Source organism: Paenibacillus jilunlii (assembly GCF_900102965.1).
GTDB lineage: Bacteria > Bacillota > Bacilli > Paenibacillales > Paenibacillaceae > Paenibacillus_AQ > Paenibacillus_AQ jilunlii.
In genome coordinates this window covers 66,643-81,696 of the sequence record NZ_FNGM01000002.1, presented here as the reverse complement: position 1 = coordinate 81,696, position 15,054 = coordinate 66,643, and the positions used below count along the sequence as shown (strand labels likewise).

The following is a 15,054-nucleotide window of genomic DNA, read 5'->3' as shown; positions in this document are numbered from 1 at the left end:
GTCTTCGCGGTAACGGGCGAAACCCGGTAAACTTAGGGAACAACAGAATTGCTCCGGTCGCAGACGCCTCACGGTTGGATGCCGCTCATTGGCCTGATCGGGATGTAGTATTGCCGCTTATTATAGCTTAGGATGCTGCCGGGTGCAAGGGGCAGGATACGTTTGACAATAATCCCTGCGCTCTGCTAGGATTATTACTAATTTAAAGGATTTTTGCCGTAGAAGCGGCGGGAGCGTAATGTGGATAACGAACGGAAGAGGTGGAAAAGTGGCTAAAATAGTTGTCATCAACGGAACACCATCCCTGGTCTCGCGGGTGAATGCAGTCATTGAATATGCGGAGGCCAATTTGCGCGGGCGTGGCTTCGAAGTGGAGCGGATCAATGTGGCCGAACTTCCGGCCGAAGATCTGATCCATACCAAATTCGAAAGTGAAGCCATCGTCAAGGCTAACGGCCTTGTAGCTGAAGCCGATGCAGTAATCGTGGTCAGCCCGGTATACAAAGCTTCTTATACGGGGGTCTTAAAGACCTTCCTGGATCTGATCCCGGAAAAAGGGCTGGCCGGCAAAATCCTGCTTCCCCTCTTTATGGGCGGCAGTCTGGCACATCTGCTTACCATTGAATATGCACTTAAGCCGGTATTGTCCGTATTGGGGGCGCGCCATATTCTGGGCGGCGTGTACGCAGTGGATTCCCAGGCTGTGCGTAATGATCAGGGTGTCGTCGAACTGGCCGACGAACTCAAGCTGCGCCTGGACAGCGTCCTTGCGGAGCTGGCGGAAGAGACATTGCACAAGGCAGCGCGTAAATCTGCAGAGTAGCAAGTTAAGAAGCGGCGCCTAAGGTTGTTTGGCTCCCAGTTGCATACATTTAACGGGAGTGTTCCGGCGGTAACCAGCAGTAGACGGTGCTGTTTGGACTCTGTAGAGCAGGCCAACAGAAACAGTAGGCGCTGCTGTACGCTGCGCAGCTTCCATGGACCAGCGATAGCATCAGAAAAGCCCTTTACTGCCGGGATTCCGGCGGTAAGGGGCTTTTGGTAAATGTAAGGATTTATATGTGGTTTGAAGTGAGCGAATTGAAGTGCAGAGTCTGGGGCCTTAAATTGGCTCTGCGGATCTTCTGCCTCAACATCAAAGTCCAGCTTGGATCCGCACTAATTAGTTCTATTGCATTCTGTGCAGCAGAATTTCCTCCGGGAGCGCTGGAAGTCAATTCAATTGTACTTTGTGCAGCAGAATGTAGAGGATACGCCTTAAAAGTGCCTTTTGGCGAAAATCTGCTGCACGAAATGCAACAGATCGCTTTCTTATGCCGGAATTGGGCCGATCTGCTGTACGAAATGCAACAGATTGCTTTTTCTATGCTGGAACCGGATGAATCTGCTGCAGGAAATTCCATAAAATTACGGGAAATGCAACATATTGTCTTTTAGGCTGGAACAGATCTGGAACCAGGCGGATCAGCTTCATTTTGTGCAATAGACTGCGGGCGTCAGTCCCGCAGCCTTCTTTTACATGCCGGCCAGGCTTCATGCACGTTCCAACCATCACAGCTCCTTACAAATCATCGAACCCATTATCGTCGCCAACCTTGCCGTAGTTACGGGACTTGGCTTCGAAAAAGTCGGTTTTGGTCGCGTTCAGCGCTTCGTCGGAGAAAGGCTTGATCCATGGCATGCAGTTGACATCTACGCCGCTGTAGGCTTTTTCCAGACCCATAAGGGTCAGACGCTTGTTGGCCGTGTATTTGATGTAATCGCTCAGCTCGTTCATATCAATGCCGCGCACGTTGGTCAGCGTGTAATAGCCCCAATTCGTTTCGAGTTCTACAGCGCGGTCGATGGTGCGGTAGACATAATCCATATTTTCTTTGGTATTCAGCTCAGGGAAATCCACCAGCAGCTGCTTGAACACTTCGGCGAAGAAGTAGCAGTGCTGATTCTCGTCACGCTGAATGTAGGAGATCATCTGGCTGGTCGCCATCATTTTCTGGTCACGGGCCAGGTTATAGAAGAAGGCAAATGTGCTGTAGAAGAAAATTCCCTCCAGAATCAAATCAGCCACCATCGCCCGGAAAAAAGTCTCCTTGGACGGCGCATCGCGGAACTCCTGATAAATGTCCGAGATGAACTGGTTGCGCTCCAGCAGCACCGGATCATGCTTCCAGTATTCAAAAATCTCTTTCTGCTCGCTCTCCGAAACAATGGAAGAAAGGACGTAGGAGTAGGACTGGTTGTGCACAACCTCCTGCTGGCCGATGATCGCCGAAATCGCCTCCAGAGAAGAGTCGGTAAAATAACGCTTCACATCGCCGACGAACATCGTCTGCATGGAATCGAGCACCGCCAGCAGAGCGATGTTGATTTTGAACACGCGCTGTTCTTCCGCTTCCAGCAGCGGGAACTGCTGCGCATCCTTCGACATCGGGATTTCATCGGCGATCCAGTGGTTCAGCAGCAGCACCTTGTACAGCTTGTACATGTGCGGCATACGGATATCGTTCCAGTTCAGAATCCCTGAGCATTCCCCGTCGATGATGCGGGTGGATTGGTTCGGGGCTTCGGTATTAAAAATCTTTTGCAGTTGCATTTTGTTTCCCTCCTGTATTTTGGGCAGCTAATCTTATGCAGTGTTTTGCCAATAGAAAGATGGTGATTGAGACACGGAGAGGAAGTTTGGAGCTGGAGGAGCGATAGCGACCGCCTTTGTCATCGGATGTCAACCGCTAAAGGCGGTATACAATCGAGACATCTGATGACAACAGCGGCCGGAAGCCCAAACATTCCTCGTAGTGACGAATACATCACCGTTTTTCTATTCAAGGCACGAAGACAATTAGCTCGCGCAAGACTCACACTCTTCTATTGTTAAGGCACGGCTCCGCACATAATACGTCGACTTCAATCCGCCCTTCCAGGCGTTCAGGTGCAGGTTCAGGAAATCGGTGGCCTTGATGTCCGGCGTCACGTACAGGTTAAAGCTCTGGCCCTGGTCAACATGGCGCTGGCGGGCCGAGGCCATGCGGATGGACCAGTTCTGGTCGATCAGGAACGCCGTTTTGTAGTACCAGATCGTCTTCTCGGACAGATCCGGTGCCGGATTGGCGATCTTATAGGTGGTTTTCTCCTCATAGGAGAGCAGCTCATACAGCGGATCGATGCTGGCTGTGGAGCCGGCGATGATCGAGGTCGAGCCGTTCGGGGCAATCGCGAACATCCAGGCGTTGCGCACGCCGTCCGCAGCCACTTGCTCCTGCAGCTCACGCCACTGTTCGGTGGTCACGTATTTGCCTTCCTGTTCGCCGCTGGTATAGCCGCGCGAGGTGAAGTAAGCACCGGTATCCCAGTCGGAACCGGCGAACTTCGGATAGCGGCCCTTCTCGCGGGCCAGCTCCATGCTGGAGCGCACTACCAGATAGTTGATATGCTCATACAGATGGTTGTTGTATTCCACGGCTTCATCGGACTCCCAGCGGATGCCCTCCAGTGCCAGCAGGTGATGCAGGCCGAAGGTGCCGAGGCCCACCGCACGGTATTGGCTGTTCGTGTACTGCGCCTGCAGCACTTCAATATTGTTGATATCGATGACGTTGTCGAGCATGCGGACCTGAATCGGCACCAGCCGCTCCAGCACGCCTGCCGGAATAGCACGGGCCAGGTGGATGGAATTCAGATTGCAGACAACAAAGTCGCCGGGAACCTTCGAGATCACGATCCGGGTCTGGCCGTCCTTCGTAACCAGCTCTTCACTCTCAATAACCGTTGCCGACTGGTTCTGCATAATTTCTGTGCACAGGTTGGAGGAGAATACCATTCCCTGGTGACGGTTCGGGTTGGAACGGTTGACCGTATCGCGGTAGAACATATATGGCGTGCCGGTTTCAAGCTGGGATTTCATAATCCGCTTCATGATGTCGATGGCCGGAACCGTGATGCGGGAAAGCTCCAGATTGGCGGTGGCTTCGGCATACTTTTCCCGGAATGAGCCTTGTCCCAGCTGTTCATCATAGAAATCCTCCAGACCCAGCGCGCGTCCTTTGGCATCTTTCCAGCCCATCACCTTCTTCACTTCATGCGGGCAAAAGAGATTCCAGTGTCCCCGTGCTTCCACAGCCTCCATGAACAGATCGGGCAGGCAGACGCCGTGGAATACGTCATGCGCGCGCATCCGCTCGTCCCCGTTGTTCAGCTTGAGGTCGAGGAAGGCGAGAATGTCTTTATGGAAGACGTCGAGGTAGACGGCGACGGCGCCTTTGCGCGTGCCGAGCTGATCGACGCTGACCGCGGTATTGTTCAGCTGGCGGATCCACGGGATAACGCCGGAGCTGGTGTTCTTGTGGCCGCGGATATCGGAGCCGCGGGCCCGCACCTTGCCGAGGTAGACACCGATGCCTCCGCCCATTTTGCTGAGCCGGGCCACATCGGTATTGGAGTCGAAGATGCCTTCGAGCGAGTCATCCACGGTGTCGATGAAGCAGCTGGAGAGCTGTCCGGCGACCTTTTTGCCCGCATTGGACATAGTAGGGGTGGCAGCAGTCATATAAATGTTGCTCATGGCCCAGTAGGCCTCTTTTACCAGCTCCAGACGTTTCTCTTCAGGCTCTGTATGCATGAGGAACATGGCGATAACCATATAACGCTCCTGCGGCAGCTCCATGACACGCCCGTCAAAATCATGAGCCAGATAGCGGTCCGAAAGGGTCAAGAGGCCGATATAATCGAACAGCAGGTCGCGCGTGTGATCGATGCAGCTGCCCAGCTCCTCAATCTGCTCCTTGGTATAGTGGGAGAGCAGCTCTTCGCGGTAGATGCCTTTTTTCACCAGATCGGTAATCAGCGGATACAACTCGCCATAAGGCTCTTCCGGGTAAGCCTTGTAGCGGCGGTTGACGGCAGCTTTTTTGTACAGGGAGGTCAGCAGGGAACGCGCAGCGGCGAACTTCCAATCCGGCTCTTCTTTGGTAACCAGTTCAAGCGCACTCATCGTGAAGGCATTGCTGATCTCTTCTCCGCTGACCTCTTCACGGCGCAGCTTGGACTGCACACCGCGCAGCAGGGTTTCTTTGCTTAGCTGATCCAGGCCTTTCAGGATACGGTCGGCGTACACGGAGAGACGGATTTCATCAAAAGCCAACTGGCGGTTGTCGGGTTTCACTACGAGCTGTGGCATAGTTCATACATCCTTTCGTTTTTGGGTTTAATTTTCAATATCAAAAATTGAAGTATATAAGCGCAGAGAGCGGCCCGCACCAAGGCATGGCCTGCTCTTTGTATAGTTGCCCAATTTATAAGTCAGCCGGCTGCCAATGTACGATTTCCGTACCGGCAAGGCTGGCCTGAATATCGATAATCCGCTGGTTGCTGCTTCCCCGGTAGGGGAGAGTGGTATCCTTGAGTTCTTCCACAAAACGTCCATCAATCACGACCTGGCACAAGGCCAGCAGGTTCCATTCGGGTGAGCCGGGAGCCGCTGTAAGCTCCTCATACGTATAACCGGTGTAAATCCAGACGGAATAGTCCGGCAGCACGCTGCGCAGCTCCTGTATGAAGCCCGCAGCCTCCTCTGCCGAGAAAAAAGGGTCGCCGCCCGCCAGCGTCAGTCCGTCCAGCAGCGGATTCGCCGCCATCTCGGCGATAATCTCCCGCTGGCGCTCCAAGGTGAACGGCTCGCCATAATTGAAATTCCAGGTCTTCGGATTGAAGCAGCCCGGGCAGCGGTGACGGCAGCCGCTGAGGAAGAGGACGGCCCGCATGCCCTCTCCTTCGTTGATCGATTCCGGGTAGTAGCCGCATATATTCATAGATGCTTAACGCGGTCCCTTACTTCGGCTTGTTTGGCGGCATTGAAGCGGGTCTGGTAGTCGCCGGTCAGATAGCCGGTTACCCGGCGCAGGCGGCGGATATGCACATCCTTCTCATGCGCGCCGCAGGAAGGGCAGTTCGTGCCAATTACGCCTTCGTAGCCGCAGTCCGAGCAGCGGTCTATCGGATGGTTGATGCTGAAGTAGCTGACCTTCTGCTCCAGCGCATAACGGATGATCTTCACAAAAGCCGCCGGGTTGCTGCGGGCATTGCCGTTCAGCTCCACATAAGAGATCGCGCCGGCGTTGCAGTATTCGTGGAACGGCGCTTCCAGGCTGATTTTCTGTGCGGCGCTCAGCTCATGGTAGACCGGGATATGAAAAGAGTTCGTATAATATTCACGGTCGGTGACGCCCGGAATTGAGCCGATCACCTTGCGGTCCACCTTGGTGAACTTACCGGACAGGCCTTCAGCCGGTGTGGCGAACAGCGTGATGTTGAGGTTCAGCTCCTCACTCTTGCGGTCGCAGTATTCCCGCATGTGGCGGACAATCGCCAGCGCTTTGGCGTGGATCTCCATGTCCTCGCCGTGATGCTTGCCGTACATGGCCTTCATGCATTCCGCCATGCCGATGAAGCCAATTGACAGGCTGCCGTGCTTCAGCAGCTCGCCTACACTGTCTTCTGGAGCGAGCGCTTCGCCGCCTTCCCAAACGCCTTCGCGCATCATGAAATCGGAAGCTTTGGCCTTCTGGGAAGCCTGGATGCGGAAGCGGTGGAGCAGCCCTTCCAGAGCGATGTCCATGTAATGGTTCAGATCGTCATAGAAGCCTTGTTCGTCGGCGGCAAGGCGGCGTCCTGTGGCGATGCCGTATGCCAGTCCCAGCCGCACCAGATTGAGCGTATTGAAGGACAGGTTGCCTTTGCCGGAGCAGTGGTTGCGTCCGAAGCGGTCGCCCAGCACCCGGGTGCGGCAGCCCATAGTGGCAAATTCGGTATCCGGATCAGCCGGATCGTAATATTGCAGATTGAGCGGCGCATCCAAATTGGCGAAGTTCGGATATAATCTGCGGGCCGAGCATTCCGCCGCCTTGAGGAACAGCCCGTAGTTCGGATCGCCCTGCTGCTGGTTCACGCCCTGCTTGCATTTGAAGATCTGGATCGGGAACACCGGCGTTTCGCCGCTGCCCAGACCGTTCATCGTGGCGGTCAGCAGCGAGCTGATGACCAGCTGCCCCTCCGGTGAGGTACAGGTACCATAGTTGATGCTGGTAAAAGGAATCTGTCCGCCCGACCGGCTGGACATGGTATTAAGGTTATGTATCATGCTCTCTGCTGCCTGAAGCGTTTCGCTTTCCGTCTCCTTCAGCGCAAAGCGGAAGGCCCGCGGATACTGCTCCGCCAGATCGCTGCGGCTCATAGTGACTTCCCCGGTGATCTCTCCGGTTGTGCCTTCTTCGAAATACTCCAGTCCCTTGCGGAACAGCTTGGCGAAGGACTTGGTCACATATGGAGCCAGATCATAATCCAGTTTGTTGGCGGAGACGCCGCCGTATTGGGCATTCTGCTGTGACTGGAAAATAATCGCCACCAGCGACATCGCAGTCATAATTGAGTTGGGAGGGCGTACACTGCCGTTGCCGGTGTTGAAGCCTTCGCGGAGAAGCCGCTCGAACGGGATAAAGATGCAGTTGGTGGTTCCGATCGCGTATTGGTCCAGATCGTGGACATACACCACATTATCGAGGGTAGCCTGCACGAGCTGCGGCGGCATCGTGAAGTTGCGGGCATACCACTTGGAATACTCACTGCCGAACTTGCTCATTTTGCCGGAAAAGCTCTCACCGTTCAAATTCGCATTCTCGCGCAGCAGATCCAAATCCCGGCTGTCGATAATATCGCGCCCCAAATGGATCACTTCCTCTAAAAGAACCTCCTGTGCAGCTTGTCCACCGTTGTACCGTTTCTCCAGCAGCGTCATTGTCTAGCTCTCCTCTCCATATATGAAACATATTCTGATTGTAATAAAAAGGCATTTCCCGCCGAGGAAGGCGAAAAATGCCCGGATGCGTAGCGCAAACAGCCGAAGCCGGTTGTTTGCGGATGGTCTCCATGGAAATATGCTTTCCCGCAGAAGCCGATACCTGAACGCGATAAGGCTTATCGCGTTCAGGTATCGGCAGCCTTGGCTCCCTGGCATAGGGAAGACTAAATCTGCTTATGCAGGCCGCATGCGGACACCTCTCCTGTTCCTCGCAGGCATAAATAATGGTGCCCGGAAACAGGCAGGTCTCCTGGCTTCCGATGAATCCGGGGCGCCTTCCCAAGGGGAGCTGCCCCTCAGTGGCGTGAGCCTCAGGATACTGCTCCGCAGGGCTTCTGGAAGCCTGCGGGGCATCCGGTTACAGTGGCGGGACCACAGCGGATTTGCACCGCGCTTCCCTATTAAGCTTTAACTCTCCTGGGAGAGCAAAGCACCTGTTTCCACTATATTTTGTTGTCGCTAGATAAAAATAACCCAATATCTTGTGTTTGTAAACATTTTTTTGCGAACCCGCGCCCGGTGCGGAATCCGCCCGTTTACTCACAGATGATCCACAGCCCATCCACAGATAACCCGGTGTTCGTCCACAATTCGTCCACAGGTAATCCACAGCATGGAGGCAAATTATGCCGAATCCGATTCAAAAATTGTCCGAAATCCGCCACAAAGGTTCCGGAATTTTCCAACCTTTCTTTTACGGCCTTTTTCCGTGTCCGTTCGTGTGTCCCGAATATAGTAGGACTTTAGGAGATTTGTGAGGGGCGGCGGGAGTTGCTACAATAGAAGGGACCAGAGGCTTATGCAACGAAGCTTATATAGGAGGGATTTCAGGATGGCGATTGGCGAAGTAACCGTAATTCCGATTGGTACAGGCAGCACCAGCCTCAGCAGCTATGTGGCTGACATGCAGCGTGTACTGGAGACGGTGGAAGGCATTACCTACGAGCTGACATCCATGGGCACCATTATCGAAGGTCCGCTGGCGCGGATTCTGGCGGCTGTCGAAGCGCTGCACGAGTCTCCTTTTGCTGCCGGAGCACAGCGGGTGTCCACCTCGCTCAAGATTGATGACCGGCGGGACAAGCCGTCCACAAGCCGCAGCAAGCTGGAATCGGTGGAACGCAAGCTGCAGGCGGATTAATTCAGATTAACAATTACAGCGACAAGGAGCGGATGTTTAATGGCGGCAATCAAACAGCAGATCGGTATACAGATGTACACGTTGCGGGACAGCGCTGAGAAGGATTTTCTGGGAACGCTGCGCAAGGTGGCGGAAATCGGCTACAAGTCGGTGGAGTTTGCCGGATATTTTGGCGTGTCGGCTGCAGAACTGCGCAAAACGCTGGATGAGCTTGGACTGTCGGCCCCCTCAGCGCATATCGGGCTGGATTTCAGCAGTCTGGAGAATATGCAGTCGGCATTATCCAGAGAGATCGAATATGCCCGGGAGGTTGGGCTGGAGTATCTCATCACGCCTTCAGCTCCGCTTCCACAGCATCCGGCGCTGGACGACGTGCTTTCTCTGATTCCATTTTTTGAAAAGGCTTCCGAGCTGGTACGGGCAGCAGGGCTGAAGTACGGATACCATAACCATGACTTTGAGTTCAAGCAGGTCAACGGGCAGGCCGTCATCGACATCTGGCTGGAGCGGATTCCCGCTGAGCATATGGTGGCGGAGTTTGATTTGGGCTGGGTGCATGTGGGCGGTGCAGTACCGGCAGAGTATATCTCCCGCTATGCCGGACGCGTGCCGCTGGTCCATATCAAGGATTTCGGCGCAGGCCATGAGGAAACTGATCTCGGAGAAGGTCAAGTAGACTTCGATAGTGTCTTCAAGGCTGCGGATGAAGCTGGAATTCAGCACTACATCGTGGAGCAGGAGGTTTTCGCTACTTCGTCACTGGAGAGCGCCCGGCTGGCGCTGGATTACTTCCGCAAGCGGGGAATGCTGTAACCGTTTCCTGATTCGTTCAGTAAATACGTGCCACAGCAGATATCGTGAGGGGCTGTGAGAGAAAGGGTTGCGTTTTTCTCCAGACGATGTATAATGTATTTTGTTTGACGGAAAATGCTGTAAGCTGGTGTAGCTCAGGGGTAGAGCAACGCACTCGTAATGCGTAGGCCGGGGGTTCAATTCCCTTCACCAGCATCCTTAATAGTTTAATCATGGCGCGGTTTCCCGGGGTTTCGGGGGCTGCGCTTTTTTTCATAGGACCCCCTCTCATCTACCATTCATCTACCCTGTACTCGACTAAAGTGTTTTACCCGTTATTTGGAACTCTCTCTTTGGCAGTTAATTTTATTTCTGGCTTGAACTCATCTGTTATTTATGTATTGTATTCAGCTAGGAGCTGCCGAAAGGCAACTCCTTTTTTGCGTATCAAAAAGCATGCTTATAATATAAGTTTTTATACTTATAGTAGTGGCCAGGATAAGATAATCACATGAAATCAATTGTTGAAAAAAAACGAACCTTTTTTCCATCGAGCGACAATATAGGGTGTAAGCTGCTTACTCAGGAGGGCCCTCTGAATGCAAAGTGAATCTATGTACCACGTGCTCACAAAAATGATCGAAGGAGATCAGCAGGCGTTTCATACGTTGTATGATGCCACCTATAAGGATGTCTACCGGACCGTCTCTTTTCTGGTGGATCATCCGCAGGATCGCGAAGATATTATGAATGAGATCTACATGCAAATGTGGACCTCGCTTCCCAACTACGATCCCAATCGTTCTTTCCACTTCTGGCTGCACGGCTTGGTCATCCGACAAGTGCAAAGATTCCGGGTGAAAAGCTGGAGGAGATTCCGAATTTTCGAACGTATCCGTGTCTTTTCCCGGGAAGAGCATCATTGGGATCAGCCCACGGTGAGGACGGATGGGACAGCCCCTGAGATATCGGGGGCCATGCACAAGCTGACCGATAAACAGCGAACGGTGATCATCCTCCGCTTTTACCACGACTATACGCTGGCGGAGATTGCAACATTACTCAATATTCCGCTCGGTACAGTCAAGTCCAGATACCATGCCGGCCTGCAGCTGCTTCGAAAACAATTGGGAAATCTCCCGTTGGAAAGGAAGGAAAAGAACAATGCCTAATGAAAGTCAAATCCGCGAGTACCTGCACCAAGAGGCAGAGACCATGGAATGTCCCCCGGCTGTTTCCAAACGAATCGAACAATCCTATTCTCAATACGTACAACGGCAAAGGAGCAGAAAAACGATGAAAAAACGATTGATCGGCAGCATCGTTGCTGCAGTAATTATGATTCCAACCGCGGCATTCGCGGCCCCTCCCCTGATTGAATTGATTACGAGAACACCGATGACAGCCAAACAAGTCAAGATGGATGCGGTTGGCCAAGCAGCGCTTGAAAAGTTGTATCGCTCTTATCCGGAAACCAAGTCGTTTGAAATCATCGACGCCAGCCAGATTGGAGGAGACCCCGCGAATGCAAGTCAGGGAAGAGCCATTCAAACAAGCATCGTGCTGCAGGAAAAGGGAGCTCACGGCAAAAAGATCCGACTTGATTTGAACGGTATCACGGGTGAAATCGAACATGTGAACCAAGAGAATTGGGAGCCTCAGGAGAAACCGGTCATCTCCTTAACCAATCAAGAAATCAAATCGAAAGTAGATGATCTCATTAACAAACTGTACGGTAGCTCCAGTAAGTACGAATGTAACATGGAGCCGATGCAGAAACCGGACCAAAAAACGTTTATATTGAACTACACCGAAAAGGGATCAACCACGCCGTTTTATCAGGCATTGGTTCAAGGGAATACGATCAGCGTTTCTCTAATCGGAGGCGGCCCAGCTCCGTCCGTGGAAGGCTTTTTCACGACAAACGGCAAGTCTGACTATACTGCGGATGCCTTTTTAAACGATGAAAAGCTCTTTTCTTTACTTCACATGAGTCCAGCAGACTTGAAACAAGAATTGGCAAAGGGGGCATCTGTCGTCGAGATCGCAGCATCTAAAAAGATTTCCAAACAACAAGTCATGGACATAATCGCAACTACGCAGGCAAAAAAACAAATCCAAGCCGATCCGCATGGTGGAGCTACTCATGACGATCGTACGCTGGAACAATTGAAACGGATTCTTGAACCCAAAGTATTGAAAGTGATTGAACACAAAACGGAAACGCCTTGGTAGGGAGAGCAATACAGGCGCCAGAAATGGCGCCAAGTACTTTACTTTTTAGATATTCTTACATTACGCATTCGAAATGCAATTGATGTATTTTGGGCTGCTCACCCTGCTAGCCAGGCAGTAAACTTCGTTACAGCTAAAGTGTATGCTGTTTGCTACAGTTAAGTAAAACGCAATAAACGAAACAAAGAAAGCTTCAGGCTGATTCATCTGGTCTGAAGCTTTCTTTTCATTTGTCAGCTCAATATGAAATTTGAGCTTATATAATCCAAGTCTTAAGATATTTGGAAATGGTAAAGTATTACCATTTATTAACTGTGACTTTCTATCTATGTGAAAAAAATACAGCTAAATAGTATCATTTGTTTTATATGTTAAATCTGATATTATGGAAATCGGAATATTAATAGTATTAATATTCCAAAAAAACCGAAAAAGAGTAATTTCATGATCTCCAAAAAAATATTATTGACTGGAATTCTGGCTACTTCCCCTGAATTGGATTACCTATATGATGAAGCGTTAAATATCATTAGAGTGATGGAGGAAACAACAGGACGAGTGTTAAAAGACTTTAAAATGGATTTTAAACAGACATCCAGCGAGAATAAAGGAAACAATACTATCATTGCAGGAGAACTAACACAGACTATTATTTGGGAAGGTTCGGATGAAGATACTGCTTTGAAGGATATGGTTACTTTTACCATATCTGATGATACCAAAGTAGTTACTAGGTCAACCTTTCCAAAAAGCGCGATAACTGGTGATGAATTGGTGAAGAAGGCAATAAACAACCTTGAAAAGTATTCAACTAAAAAAAATGAACAGGCACAGGTAGAACAGGAGCTATCATATTCAGAGAAAGTAGGTATAGATACAACGCGTGAAGAATCTTCAGATCATTTAGATTCCACACCATCTTCAATAGTATCACCCGCAGCTTCCTATACATTTGATAGAACACAAGCAAAAGCATATGCACTTATTTATGCTATCAATAATAACTCGCAATACTGGACTTTCGATAATGATTGCACAAATTTTGCGTCTCAAGCACTTAATGCCGGAGGAATTCCAAAGCAAAAAATAGTAGAACCTTATGAAGGTATGCCCAACTGGTGGATGAACACCGGAGCAGCGGGACAATGGCTTTACGCTGTACCCTGGGTTCAGGCTGATTCCTTCTTCAAATTAATTAGAAGTGCAGACACCATCCATGGCTATGGGAAGCCGGGACCAGAATATTTATACGAGGGCGATATAATTTCTTATGACAAAGGTTCTGATTATACTATGAACCACACAGCGGTAATCACAAACCGAGACACACCCTCTACACCACTGGTTTCATACCACACGACTAATCGAAAAAATGTAACGTGGGATTTCTATATCATTAACACACCGGATAGTGTCATTCCATATTTCACACACATTTTGTAGAAAAATAACGCTAACAATGGTACAATCTCTAGATTGTACCATTGTTTTATTAATTCTGTATGCCTGAGGGAGAAATTACTAATGAAAAATAAAATGAAGTTATTCCTTTCATTTGTTCTTTTATTTGTTATTGCATATATCTCGTTTGGTGCATGGGTCGCACATGATACTAGAATTATTCTAGAAGAGGCCACGAAGGGGAATGCCGATATCAAGTACATGAATAGCTCAGCATTTAAAAATATTAATCCAGTCGAACGTGGAATGACAGCAGATAGCTTTAAATATAATAAAAGCTTACATCATATCGGTTTTGTATTTCCGTTGCATTTCTTCTTTGTATCAAGAGCGTTTGTAACTCAAGAATATACAAATGATGATCTTGCATTTAGAGAACCTGTCAGCCTATCACTAAAATTAAAATCTGGAAAGTGGTTTGCAACAAAAGCAAGCATTAAACCATAGATGGAACATGCAAGTCGAAAAAAAATGAGAAGGTCGGTTAAGTTTATCTTGGAGGGCCTATTTAGTTTTTTGGTCAATGGGAAATAGAGGGGAAACTTTGGCTCATGCTGCTTCTTCTATGGGGTCAGTCTAATTCTAGATTTTCCATGAACAATATTCTCATAACAAGTTATCCATGAGCTGCCTTCGGGCAGCTCTTTTAATAAATAAGAATTTATATGTTTTGGGGTAAGCGAAGCTAACCAAAGAGTGGAGTCGGATGATCATGGAAGATGTATTCCAAGTCAACCATCGCTACGTGGTATTTACCATAGATGAGGGGCTGTGGAGCATCTTTTTGCTGCATCGAAAAATGCTGAAAGGATTTATGGACGAGGCGGTAGGAATCATCAAAGAATATTTTACGCCTGGAATTATTGCAGGACTACATACGTTTGGCTCACGGTTAAATTTCAATCCTCATGTGCATATTTTGGTGACGATGGGTGGAATGAAGGAAAGCGGAGAATAGAACGTATGATTACGTGCCGTTTGAAATGCTTCGAAAACAGTGGCAAACGGTGGTGTTAAAGCTCATTCGAAAAAGTTTGAACGCAGAAGAAAAGAAACGGGTACAGTCTAGACTACAGCAAGCCTATTCCGCGAATGTAGAAGGCTTTTATGTGCATGCCCCGAAGCAAAAAGGGAAAGTACAGAAGCAGCTAGGCTACATCGGCCGTTATATCAAGCGACCGGCCATTGCATTAAAACGAATCCAGTCCTGTGACGGAGAGTACGTGGTATTCAGCTATTACGACAAAACAAGTGGGGAAGAGAAAACGGAACAAGTGACGGTAGAAGAATTTATGACCAGAGTGAATCCGTCATATTCCGGATGAACATTTTAAAACCATCCAGTACTCCGGTATTATGGGGTCTATTCGCGGAAGCTGAAAAAGATAAGCAAAACGTTAGTGACAAGATGGCAAAAGGAAGCTAGAAAGTGGATCATCCGTGCTCAAAGACAGCTCAAACGCAGAAAATGGAGAGAGCGAATCCAAAAAAGAACGGGAACCAAGGAGGAGTTTATTTTGCATAAAGTGCTTAGGTTGGCTGGGATTTTATGCAGTGTATCAACCATCATTCTCTC

The 15,054-nt window shown here is 49.9% G+C and carries 12 protein-coding genes, 1 tRNA gene, 1 pseudogene and 1 riboswitch; of the genes and pseudogenes, 10 read left to right on the top strand and 4 right to left on the bottom strand.

Translation table 11 applies throughout. The features are described 5' to 3' along the window. Nucleotides 1-268 precede the first annotated feature (268 nt). Together ssuE and BLQ82_RS05215 are read left to right on the top strand one after the other, a co-directional pair. Entirely contained in the window at nt 269-823 is a 555-nt protein-coding gene (ssuE, locus tag BLQ82_RS05220; RefSeq protein WP_062525150.1) for an NADPH-dependent FMN reductase, read from the top strand. Between the two features lie 248 nt (nt 824-1,071). Continuing rightward, on the top strand, nt 1,072-1,437 hold the full coding sequence (locus BLQ82_RS05215) for a hypothetical protein (RefSeq protein WP_157243830.1): 366 nt from the start codon (nt 1,072-1,074) through the stop codon (nt 1,435-1,437). Nucleotides 1,438-1,561: 124 nt separating this feature from the next. Here the strand turns inward: BLQ82_RS05215 and BLQ82_RS05210 are convergent, their stop codons facing one another. From BLQ82_RS05210 to BLQ82_RS05195, 4 genes are all read right to left on the bottom strand, one after another. After that, nucleotides 1,562-2,593 (bottom strand): ribonucleotide-diphosphate reductase subunit beta, encoded by a 1,032-nt coding sequence (locus tag BLQ82_RS05210; protein WP_062525152.1) that lies wholly within the window; start codon nt 2,591-2,593, stop codon nt 1,562-1,564. Nucleotides 2,594-2,839: 246 nt separating this feature from the next. Continuing rightward, a complete protein-coding gene (locus BLQ82_RS05205; protein ID WP_062525154.1) occupies nt 2,840-5,173 on the bottom strand; it encodes a ribonucleoside-diphosphate reductase subunit alpha in 2,334 nt (777 codons plus the stop codon). Nucleotides 5,174-5,288: 115 nt separating this feature from the next. Continuing rightward, nucleotides 5,289-5,804 (bottom strand): anaerobic ribonucleoside-triphosphate reductase activating protein, encoded by a 516-nt coding sequence (nrdG, locus tag BLQ82_RS05200; protein WP_062525156.1) that lies wholly within the window; start codon nt 5,802-5,804, stop codon nt 5,289-5,291. Continuing rightward, the gene (locus tag BLQ82_RS05195) at nt 5,801-7,786 is read right to left on the bottom strand and encodes an anaerobic ribonucleoside triphosphate reductase (RefSeq protein ID WP_062525158.1); all 1,986 of its coding nucleotides are present in this window, start codon (nt 7,784-7,786) and stop codon (nt 5,801-5,803) included. The genes nrdG and BLQ82_RS05195 overlap by 4 nt, the downstream gene beginning before the upstream one ends. 286 nt (nt 7,787-8,072) lie before the next feature. Continuing rightward, nucleotides 8,073-8,302: riboswitch (cobalamin riboswitch) on the bottom strand. Between the two features lie 379 nt (nt 8,303-8,681). Between BLQ82_RS05195 and BLQ82_RS05190 the strand changes: the two genes are divergently transcribed. From BLQ82_RS05190 to BLQ82_RS33155, 8 genes and pseudogenes are all read left to right on the top strand, one after another. Continuing rightward, the gene (locus tag BLQ82_RS05190; RefSeq protein ID WP_062525160.1) at nt 8,682-8,990 is read left to right on the top strand and encodes an MTH1187 family thiamine-binding protein; all 309 of its coding nucleotides are present in this window, start codon (nt 8,682-8,684) and stop codon (nt 8,988-8,990) included. Between the two features lie 39 nt (nt 8,991-9,029). Further along, nucleotides 9,030-9,803 carry a sugar phosphate isomerase/epimerase family protein gene (locus BLQ82_RS05185; RefSeq protein WP_062525162.1) on the top strand — a complete coding sequence of 258 codons (774 nt, stop codon included), beginning with the start codon at nt 9,030-9,032 and terminating at the stop codon, nt 9,801-9,803. A gap of 123 nt (nt 9,804-9,926) precedes the next feature. Next, a tRNA-Thr gene (locus BLQ82_RS05180) sits at nt 9,927-9,998 on the top strand. Nucleotides 9,999-10,381: 383 nt separating this feature from the next. Continuing rightward, a complete protein-coding gene (locus BLQ82_RS05175) occupies nt 10,382-10,954 on the top strand; it encodes a sigma-70 family RNA polymerase sigma factor (RefSeq protein WP_062525164.1) in 573 nt (190 codons plus the stop codon). Beyond that, entirely contained in the window at nt 10,947-12,017 is a 1,071-nt protein-coding gene (locus BLQ82_RS05170) for a hypothetical protein (RefSeq protein ID WP_082722738.1), read from the top strand. Before BLQ82_RS05175 ends, BLQ82_RS05170 begins: the two co-directional genes overlap by 8 nt. Nucleotides 12,018-12,461: 444 nt before the next feature. Next, on the top strand, nt 12,462-13,460 hold the full coding sequence (locus tag BLQ82_RS05165) for an amidase domain-containing protein (protein ID WP_062525166.1): 999 nt from the start codon (nt 12,462-12,464) through the stop codon (nt 13,458-13,460). 81 nt (nt 13,461-13,541) lie between these two features. Then, a complete protein-coding gene (locus tag BLQ82_RS05160) occupies nt 13,542-13,925 on the top strand; it encodes a hypothetical protein (protein ID WP_062525168.1) in 384 nt (127 codons plus the stop codon). Between the two features lie 241 nt (nt 13,926-14,166). Beyond that, a pseudogene (locus tag BLQ82_RS33155) lies at nt 14,167-14,977 on the top strand (IS91 family transposase); the annotation flags it as partial. Nucleotides 14,978-15,054: the final 77 nt, after the last annotated feature.

What these genes read in the sequence shown, in the direction of transcription:
- BLQ82_RS05210 (WP_062525152.1), bottom strand. Translation starts at nt 2,593, where the DNA reads ATGCAACTGCAAAAGATTTTTAATACCGAAGCCCCGAACCAATCCACC.
- BLQ82_RS05205 (WP_062525154.1), bottom strand. Translation starts at nt 5,173, where the DNA reads ATGCCACAGCTCGTAGTGAAACCCGACAACCGCCAGTTGGCTTTTGAT.
- nrdG (WP_062525156.1), bottom strand. Translation starts at nt 5,804, where the DNA reads ATGAATATATGCGGCTACTACCCGGAATCGATCAACGAAGGAGAGGGC.
- BLQ82_RS05195 (WP_062525158.1), bottom strand. Translation starts at nt 7,786, where the DNA reads ATGACGCTGCTGGAGAAACGGTACAACGGTGGACAAGCTGCACAGGAG.
- BLQ82_RS05190 (WP_062525160.1), top strand. Translation starts at nt 8,682, where the DNA reads ATGGCGATTGGCGAAGTAACCGTAATTCCGATTGGTACAGGCAGCACC.
- BLQ82_RS05185 (WP_062525162.1), top strand. Translation starts at nt 9,030, where the DNA reads ATGGCGGCAATCAAACAGCAGATCGGTATACAGATGTACACGTTGCGG.
- BLQ82_RS05175 (WP_062525164.1), top strand. Translation starts at nt 10,382, where the DNA reads ATGCAAAGTGAATCTATGTACCACGTGCTCACAAAAATGATCGAAGGA.
- BLQ82_RS05170 (WP_082722738.1), top strand. Translation starts at nt 10,947, where the DNA reads ATGCCTAATGAAAGTCAAATCCGCGAGTACCTGCACCAAGAGGCAGAG.
- BLQ82_RS05165 (WP_062525166.1), top strand. Translation starts at nt 12,462, where the DNA reads ATGATCTCCAAAAAAATATTATTGACTGGAATTCTGGCTACTTCCCCT.
- BLQ82_RS05160 (WP_062525168.1), top strand. Translation starts at nt 13,542, where the DNA reads ATGAAAAATAAAATGAAGTTATTCCTTTCATTTGTTCTTTTATTTGTT.